This window comes from Spirosoma taeanense (assembly GCF_013127955.1).
Lineage (GTDB): Bacteria > Bacteroidota > Bacteroidia > Cytophagales > Spirosomataceae > Spirosoma > Spirosoma taeanense.
The window spans coordinates 21,339-28,440 of the sequence record NZ_CP053436.1 but is presented as its reverse complement, the minus strand read 5'-3'; the positions used below and the strand labels follow the sequence as shown (position 1 = coordinate 28,440).

Genomic DNA, 7,102 nt, shown 5'->3' with positions numbered 1-7,102 from the left:
TACTGTACGTTTTGATGATCGGCTCCATCTTATAGAAACTGTTCGAGAGCTTCCGTAACCATTTCTTTTAAGCTTCTATCTGTTTCGGCTCCCTTGACCTTCAGACGTTTCATCAGGTCTTTAGGAATCCAAACGTTTAGCTGCTGCTCCTCCTTTGAGCTAGCTGCTGGTGGTTGTAACGACGAGACTTTCTGTACAGGTTCTGTCTTCACCTGGTCGGCAAAACCCTGCAATTCGTCTACAAATGCAGTATTCTTAGCCATAGTTTAAAGCTCTACAATTATGTAAATCTATAATTCTAAACATTAGAATCCTAACATAATGCTACTGTTTGTCTGACATTATTTTGATTGAATACACGAGCCTACCCCTATGTTGTAATTTACTACTGGAAGCTTGCTACCTAGTCTCCATACCATAAGATATACGGTACTTTTTGAACTTACCAAATGCGTTATGCAGCCTGCGCGTACTCGACGCTAGGCTTAACGTAGTTACGTGTGAAAGCCCGAACAGCGGGGCGGTTCGGGCTTCCTAAATGCGAGGTTTATCCGTCGCGGGCCTGTCCTATCCTTTACGTTGCATCCCTGCATTGCGCTATCGTTCGGACAACTGGACAAATATAAATGTGTCTGCGGAATGTACAACGGATATTATGTGGCATCATACGGATGGTGCAGGCAACGCAGACTTGTGTGTAACAACACAATTCTAGTATTGAGTCACCCCAATTTTTGTTAATGCTGGCGAATGCAGATCAAGGGCAATCATTTGCTAGCCTAGTTCTAATTTCTTTCAACCATGTAAAGTTTACTAATCTGATTGTAAAGACCGTGTAATTTCTATACGATAATAATTCTTCTCTGTACCTATTTTTTTCGACTTGGGTATAGTTACTAAAGTAAGTGATATGTCCTTATCACTATAGTTTAATTTGGTATCTATCATACTTAAAGATACAACACGATTAATAAACTTGAAGTCTGATTTGGCAACCTCTTCCTTTATCTTTAAGTAATAGTCCTTATTAGAGCATTGATACGCGACTGTTTGCTTTCCCTCATCCTCTTCCCAAGAAATTATATCGTCAACACTATCTTCTATTCGTGGATCATTAACACTCTTACCATAGTAATAAAAAGACGCAGTATTTTCTCGTAGTTCATAACCCTTTGACAATACATATGACTCAAACTCATTAATATTCATACTACTTAAACTATTTAGCTCATCAAGACTAAACCCGTTTTTCGTTTTTGAACATCCACTTATAAAAAGTATAAGCAACGTTAAGATAAAAGAAGGATTCTTTATCATAGAGTTAAGCTGTTACTGTTAAAGTAAAATCTGATTGAAATAACACAAAATAACTTAAATAGAAAGCAGATAATAAAGTAATACCTCTTATATAACCTTACATTTTTCAATACTTATATATTCATAACTTATTGATAGTCAAAGCCCTCAGTTTCATAATTTTACATAACCAATTATTGAATATGAAACTCGAGCTACTGTTTTCATTCGAGATTGACGTACAATCATTCGTGGTATTGATGAACCGTCTTACAAAGTTAATTGGCTTATAATCGAATAGCCTGGACCAAACTATGCTGCCGTTCGCGGGGTGGGCCAGAAACCGGAAACTGTTTCCGTCTCCGGTTTCTGGATGGCTACAAGATTTCAAAGTAAGGGGTAAACAGTCCGGCTCGGTAATCTGATGCGGTCTGTGCAAAGTCCTTATACTGGTAAGTCAGTCCGGTGTTATGCAGGAAGTTAGTCGGCTCCTGCGTCTGGAACTGATAACCGTCCTCGGCTATCAAATCGTAATTGTGAAACACGCCAACCTGCTTACGCAGAATCAGACAGTTTCCGTAGGTCCGATGTTTTAGCAGGTCGCCAACTTGCCAGCGTCGCGGGGTCGGCACATACGTCGGCTCTGGCTCGGATTCACTTAGCGCGTCGGCTGCTCCTGCGAACGTTCCGCGTAATTCATTGTAAGTCGGTTGATCGTCGGTCGTGTGTCTGTATGGCATCACGCAGGTAGTTTTAGATGAGGGTTTCTAATCGTTTCAAGCATGGTTAGGACTTTACCTACTGTTACCTCTACGCCGTCGAGATATTCGCTTGCTCGTCCGGTGTCGGCCTTAATCCGGTAATTGTCAACCTTTGCGGTATTCATCATCAAACGAAGGTCATCAATCAGTCCATCAACGCTGTCGCGGTGGATGGCTTCACGCACTGCGGTAAATATAGCGTCGGCCTCGCTGGTCTTACCTCTGCGCTGCATCAGCGTTTTTACGCTGGCTTTCTCGTCTGCGGTGGCTCGAACTTCTACTCGCTCGGTTCGCTTAATCTTGCCTGATCGGGTGCGGGCTCGTGGTGTTTCATTCATTTTGTCAGTACAATTTATGCCCGCAACCTGGGCGGCTGCGGACTGGTGAGCATTAGAATTTTAAGCTGTATTGTCCTTTCTGCTCGTCGCGGGTCATGCGTCTGCGCTCTAATGCAATCGGGACCAATACCCGAATCTGCGAACTCCAGGCGGTTTCCTCGTCGCGGTGAATCTGGATTTTCAAGCGGCCTGCAATCCATGTCGCCAGGGCTGCGGCTGTGTAGCCTACCTCTTTCCTGTCGCAGTCCTCTACCTCGGTTATTATCTCGTCAATCAGCCAATCTCGGAACTCGTTAAAATCATCCTCGCCATACGTGGGGAACTGGTCAAACTGTTTGATCTGGTTAAACTTCATCAGTGGATGGGTTTGCGCCCGCAACCTCGGCGGCTGCGGGCTGGTGAATTTATCGCTTTCCGTGTTTGTCTATGCGTAGCGCGTAGCCTCCTGCGAGCATCAGTATGGCCAGGATTAGAACCTTCAGAATCATCGCGTGTAACTGGCTTGTAACTGGCGGGCTTCCTCTGCGTCTGCGGGGGCTGCTTCTCTGACTCCCATTCCCCACATGGGGAAATACAAACTACTATGCTTACCGTCCTCTACGTCCGTTGCTGTACCGGGCTGGTTTCTTGTTTCAGCTCTGTAAATCTTATGATCCAAGCCGAACGCTCGGAACGCATCAACGGCATCGGGACTGGCTAAACCTAAATTCTCAAACTCGGCTACGTGGTAGCGTTGTGAATCGCTTTTGCGGATTCTTACGGCTGCGCTGATGGCAATACGGGAGTTAGTTATCGTCTGCGTATTATCGCTGTAATACAGGCTTGCAGCGAACTTTACAAAGTTCTCGGCTGTGGCATTCGTGAATAACACAACGCATAAGTTACGCTGTCCATCCACATAAAAAACCTCTACGTACTTCGCTGGCTGTCGGCCAAAAAGCGAACCTTTGAACGCTCGGAAACAGACAGGGACAATCTCAATACGTGGGCCTAAATCCTGCTGGCCGTCGCGGGTAAACCGTCCGGTCTGGCCATTAAAGCGAATGTTTAACGGCTGGCCTTCTACGTACTTTATTCCGTTTTTTACCTCTCCGGTTTGCCTGTCTATGTACTGGTAAGGCTTGATTAGTTGGCGGGCTTCCTGACTGATTGGCTGCGGCAGTTTTGGAGTCGATTTCATCTTTCTATTTTCTGAATGGTGAATAAATGCGCCCGCACGGGTGGCGGGCGCGTGGAGGTTTAAACGGCTGGCTTTATTGTAATCTGGCCGTTGATTACTTCGATAGTCGCAAGCTGCCCAGGTGCGAAACCTGCGGCAGAAAACCAGTCGCCTGATAGCTCCAGACTTGGAATGATGCGGGTTTTCTTGAATCCTATACTGCCAGTAATTGAATATTTCGCCTGGACCTTTTTTGTGCGCGTTTGCATGGCTGAGGTTGAATAAATGCGCCCGCACAGAGGGCGGGCGCTGGTGGGGAATGATTAACGTTTATTTACCTGGGCTGAATAGCCTTGCATCAGGTTTATATCTGCCTCGGTATAGCGCACAATTTCAGCGTGACCTTCTGACCAGAAAGGAAGTAGAAGCAGCTCCTGCGCCTGATACCTGACCAGCTCGTATTCTTCCTTGCTGATTGCTAGCCCCTTCTGATAGCCTGCTACCTGATTGGGTAAAAGCTCCGTCTGGCGTATTTCAGCCCAATAAACTTTTTCGCACAAAACCGAAAGGCAAACCTGCTCTATTACAGTGCCGCAAATGGCGAAATAATGAGTACCGCTTTTGTAAAATGATACTTGTTTCATGTTTCTATTTCTGAATGGTGAAAAATTGAACTAAGCGCGACTATTGAAGGCCAGTCGCCAGCCCAAACGAAGGGCGAACAAATGAAAAATACCTCATGTCAAAGAACGGGCGCGCGACGGGTGAGGACGGGCGGCTAACTGGCTACCCACTGGCAACCTGCAACACTATAAAGATAGGGAAATGTACGTACAAAACAAGCGAAAACGCAAAGAAATCTTTGCAAAAACGCAAAGTTTATGTACCTTCAACACATGAAAACTGCTTTACTGATTACGCGCAGCGCAACGGGCGCAGCACACTACGCGCAGGTACGCGCAGCACTGGCCGAACTGGGGACAACTGAAGTACTACACGGGGCCGAGGGAGCGGGTCTGCTGCATGGCCAGCGGTGGGCACAGGAAACCGGCAACGCAGAAACCGGCTTTGCTCCAGACTGGCAGCAACACGGGCGAGCGGCTGGACCGATACGCGGGCGCGAGCTGGTGAGGGCGGCAGATAACGTGCTCGCGCTCTGGGATGGAAAGAGCCGAGGAACGGCCAACGAACTGCGCGAAGCCAGGCGGCAAGGCAAGCAAGTAAAGCTGCTCATGATTTAGCTGCGGCAGCCTGGGCGCGGGCCTGCCGGCTGGCGTGGAACGCTGGCGCGGTCGTGGAACACCCCCCACACTATACACCGTTTTTCAGCGTAGGGAGGCCCGCGCCGTAGTGAGGGCAAGGCAGCGAGGAACGAGCGAACGAAGCCCGAACGAAGCTGCGGAGCCGATGCCGGAGCGCACCTGAGGACGCGCCCCGTTTGTGCTGAGGATGTGCGAGCGAGTAGCAGGAGAAACGCGGGCGACGGACGAAGGGGCAAGTTGATGCGTCAGCCCACGAAAGCGCGTAAGCCACCTAACACAATCCGCACTGCACTCTTACGAACTACGGGCTGTGCCGTTTCAGGCACTGCACGACCTATTAACTGCGGCCAAAGGCGGCAAACCAATACGCAACCAATCCGCACTGTACTATTATGAACAAATCCGCTTTCTTTGCGGAAACGCAAAATAGTTTATGTATGGAGAATAGCGAATCAGCCAAACGCTTAAAAGCAATCGTTGTCGCGCTGGATATGAAAGTGACTGATTTTGGCGAAGCTATCGGCGTGAAGCAGCAGCAGATTTATGACTGGACTTCCGGCAAGTTTATTCCCAAATTTCCGGTATGGGTTCAGATAGCGGAACGGTTCCCGCAACTATCGGCAGAGTTCATTCTACGGGGCAAAGGAGCCGTTCTGAACGAATAACAAAAAAGCCTGACCGTAAAACAGTCAGGCTTTTACCATTCAGAAATAAAAAAATCTATAATGTCTTTCGTCGGGCAGATTTAAACAGATACCGCGCGAACATCAATACAAACATAATACACGCACCTATAAACTGTAGGTCTTTCTCTCCAGTCACTCGACCATAGTATCGCATCAGAACGAATCCGCCCAAGATGACGAGCAGAATTATACTGAAGTCAAATTCTTCAACCTGTCGGCCTAGATAGCTATCGGCCACCTCCGTTGCCGAGTCGAGGTTTACAAACGGCTCCCTTCTCAATCGCTCGCATAACTCTTTAATCTTGCGCGGGTTTCCGTCCGACGTTTCGTAAATCTTCGTCATTACTGCGTCTAACTCGCTCGTCTGCAAATCGCCAATTAAGCGGTAAATCATGCGCAGGCTGTCGGGTCGGGTCAACGGCTGCAGCTCAATCTTTTCAAAGCTCCAGGCGAATGAAGCGGCTTCCATCTTTATACCCCTGGCGGTTGTGATGATCGTAAAGTGGTCTTTCAAATCTTCCAGAATCTTTACGCCTTTTGGGGTCACTCCATCAATATTGCCGATCTTTAACAGGTACTCGTTCGGCTGTGTGCAATCCTTTAACGTCTGCACAAGGTTCGGTAAGCTCGACGTACTCAGCTTGGTTTCTACGGCCTTCAGATCGGACGTTTTAAACAGCATAGCTGCGGCAGTTTCCTTGTCTCCGCAAATGTGCAGTATGGCGGCTGTGATAGACTTTTTAAAGTCGCTGGCATCATCAATGACAAGCGTCGGTTTATCGAAGTTGAGCGATTGTAATAAATGCGTTTTACCTGCGCCTATCGCTCCTGTAATTAAAACGCTGATACCTCGGCTGATTAGACTCTGTATCTGTTTCTGCTCTTTCTCGCGGCCTACGATAAAATCGACATCGGTAATTACCAGATTGATTAACGTTCTCTGCTTCGGCAATAGTCGCGCCTTTAATCGCTCGAATACGCTCGGTCGCGGTGCGCTGGCGTTGATCTGCGCCCGCAATCGTTCGGGGTTGGTGTGCGTATAAATCTCCGTAACCCGGCTGTCGGAATGGCCCAACATGTTCCGTATGTCGATCAGCTCGGTTCCCTGCGCGACCAGGTTTGTCGCAAAGGTGTGGCGCAACTTGTGCGGCCTTACGTCGCCTACCTGCGGGGCTTTCGCCTGCAATCGCTTCAGCATCATGTAGGGCGCGGTTCTGTAGATATGGCCACGATCATTGCCCGGAAACACAAACCCTTTCAGCGCGGCTCCTTCTTTGTTACGCTGCTTCACCAATTCATCAAACGCAGCATACAAACGCTCTGACATGGGCAGGCATCGGGCTTTCTCTTTACCTCGCTGCTTGCTGGTTTTTATCGTTACGGTCTTGGCCCGGAAATCACACTTCTCCCAGGTCAGTTTGCATACTTCTGAAACTCTGCCGCCCGTGTCGAGCATCAACAAGGCAATTACTTTATGCTCTGGGTTTTTCAGGTTCGCAATAATTGCGGCCTGTTCCTCGGCGGTGTGAAACTCTACTTTTAATTCTTCCATACGTTGTCGGGTTGGATCTGTTGCAATCCTTCGGCTTGCGGATTTTCT

General features: G+C 48.1%; 11 protein-coding genes. 2 read left to right on the top strand and 9 right to left on the bottom strand.

The genetic code is table 11. The features are described from left to right. Positions 1-29 precede the first annotated feature (29 nt). The 8 genes from HNV11_RS23815 to HNV11_RS23780 form a co-directional block, all read right to left on the bottom strand. Positions 30-263 carry a hypothetical protein gene (locus tag HNV11_RS23815; RefSeq protein WP_171742331.1) on the bottom strand — a complete coding sequence of 78 codons (234 nt, stop codon included), beginning with the start codon at positions 261-263 and terminating at the stop codon, positions 30-32. Positions 264-813: 550 nt separating this feature from the next. Continuing rightward, complete coding sequence (locus tag HNV11_RS23810) at positions 814-1,317, bottom strand: hypothetical protein (RefSeq protein ID WP_171742330.1); 504 nt, start codon at positions 1,315-1,317, stop codon at positions 814-816. A 356-nt stretch (positions 1,318-1,673) separates the two neighbouring features. Continuing rightward, positions 1,674-2,036 carry a hypothetical protein gene (locus tag HNV11_RS23805; protein WP_171742329.1) on the bottom strand — a complete coding sequence of 121 codons (363 nt, stop codon included), beginning with the start codon at positions 2,034-2,036 and terminating at the stop codon, positions 1,674-1,676. Beyond that, on the bottom strand, positions 2,036-2,395 hold the full coding sequence (locus tag HNV11_RS23800) for a hypothetical protein (RefSeq protein ID WP_171742328.1): 360 nt from the start codon (positions 2,393-2,395) through the stop codon (positions 2,036-2,038). Before HNV11_RS23800 ends, HNV11_RS23805 begins: the two co-directional genes overlap by 1 nt. Before the next feature lie 52 nt (positions 2,396-2,447). After that, entirely contained in the window at positions 2,448-2,750 is a 303-nt protein-coding gene (locus HNV11_RS23795) for a hypothetical protein (RefSeq protein WP_171742327.1), read from the bottom strand. Between the two features lie 129 nt (positions 2,751-2,879). Further along, entirely contained in the window at positions 2,880-3,575 is a 696-nt protein-coding gene (locus HNV11_RS23790) for a hypothetical protein (protein ID WP_171742326.1), read from the bottom strand. Between the two features lie 59 nt (positions 3,576-3,634). Continuing rightward, on the bottom strand, positions 3,635-3,823 hold the full coding sequence (locus tag HNV11_RS23785; RefSeq protein ID WP_171742325.1) for a SymE family type I addiction module toxin: 189 nt from the start codon (positions 3,821-3,823) through the stop codon (positions 3,635-3,637). 54 nt (positions 3,824-3,877) lie between these two features. After that, a complete protein-coding gene (locus HNV11_RS23780; protein ID WP_171742324.1) occupies positions 3,878-4,198 on the bottom strand; it encodes a hypothetical protein in 321 nt (106 codons plus the stop codon). Between the two features lie 252 nt (positions 4,199-4,450). Between HNV11_RS23780 and HNV11_RS23775 the strand changes: the two genes are divergently transcribed. Beyond that, positions 4,451-4,795: a TIR domain-containing protein gene (locus HNV11_RS23775; RefSeq protein ID WP_171742323.1), complete on the top strand. Its 345-nt coding sequence runs from the start codon at positions 4,451-4,453 to the stop codon at positions 4,793-4,795. Positions 4,796-5,208: 413 nt separating this feature from the next. Continuing rightward, a complete protein-coding gene (locus HNV11_RS23770) occupies positions 5,209-5,481 on the top strand; it encodes a helix-turn-helix domain-containing protein (RefSeq protein WP_171742322.1) in 273 nt (90 codons plus the stop codon). A 55-nt stretch (positions 5,482-5,536) separates the two neighbouring features. On the opposite strand, the gene HNV11_RS23765 is transcribed toward HNV11_RS23770, so the two are convergent. Then, positions 5,537-7,054: a tyrosine-type recombinase/integrase gene (locus HNV11_RS23765; RefSeq protein ID WP_171742321.1), complete on the bottom strand. Its 1,518-nt coding sequence runs from the start codon at positions 7,052-7,054 to the stop codon at positions 5,537-5,539. Positions 7,055-7,102 lie beyond the last annotated feature (48 nt).

Excerpts from the sequence above, each read along its gene's own strand:
- HNV11_RS23815 (WP_171742331.1), bottom strand. The coding sequence starts at position 263 with ATGGCTAAGAATACTGCATTTGTAGACGAATTGCAGGGTTTTGCCGAC.
- HNV11_RS23810 (WP_171742330.1), bottom strand. The coding sequence starts at position 1,317 with ATGATAAAGAATCCTTCTTTTATCTTAACGTTGCTTATACTTTTTATA.
- HNV11_RS23805 (WP_171742329.1), bottom strand. The coding sequence starts at position 2,036 with ATGCCATACAGACACACGACCGACGATCAACCGACTTACAATGAATTA.
- HNV11_RS23800 (WP_171742328.1), bottom strand. The coding sequence starts at position 2,395 with ATGAATGAAACACCACGAGCCCGCACCCGATCAGGCAAGATTAAGCGA.
- HNV11_RS23795 (WP_171742327.1), bottom strand. The coding sequence starts at position 2,750 with ATGAAGTTTAACCAGATCAAACAGTTTGACCAGTTCCCCACGTATGGC.
- HNV11_RS23790 (WP_171742326.1), bottom strand. The coding sequence starts at position 3,575 with ATGAAATCGACTCCAAAACTGCCGCAGCCAATCAGTCAGGAAGCCCGC.
- HNV11_RS23785 (WP_171742325.1), bottom strand. The coding sequence starts at position 3,823 with ATGCAAACGCGCACAAAAAAGGTCCAGGCGAAATATTCAATTACTGGC.
- HNV11_RS23780 (WP_171742324.1), bottom strand. The coding sequence starts at position 4,198 with ATGAAACAAGTATCATTTTACAAAAGCGGTACTCATTATTTCGCCATT.
- HNV11_RS23775 (WP_171742323.1), top strand. The coding sequence starts at position 4,451 with ATGAAAACTGCTTTACTGATTACGCGCAGCGCAACGGGCGCAGCACAC.
- HNV11_RS23770 (WP_171742322.1), top strand. The coding sequence starts at position 5,209 with ATGAACAAATCCGCTTTCTTTGCGGAAACGCAAAATAGTTTATGTATG.
- HNV11_RS23765 (WP_171742321.1), bottom strand. The coding sequence starts at position 7,054 with ATGGAAGAATTAAAAGTAGAGTTTCACACCGCCGAGGAACAGGCCGCA.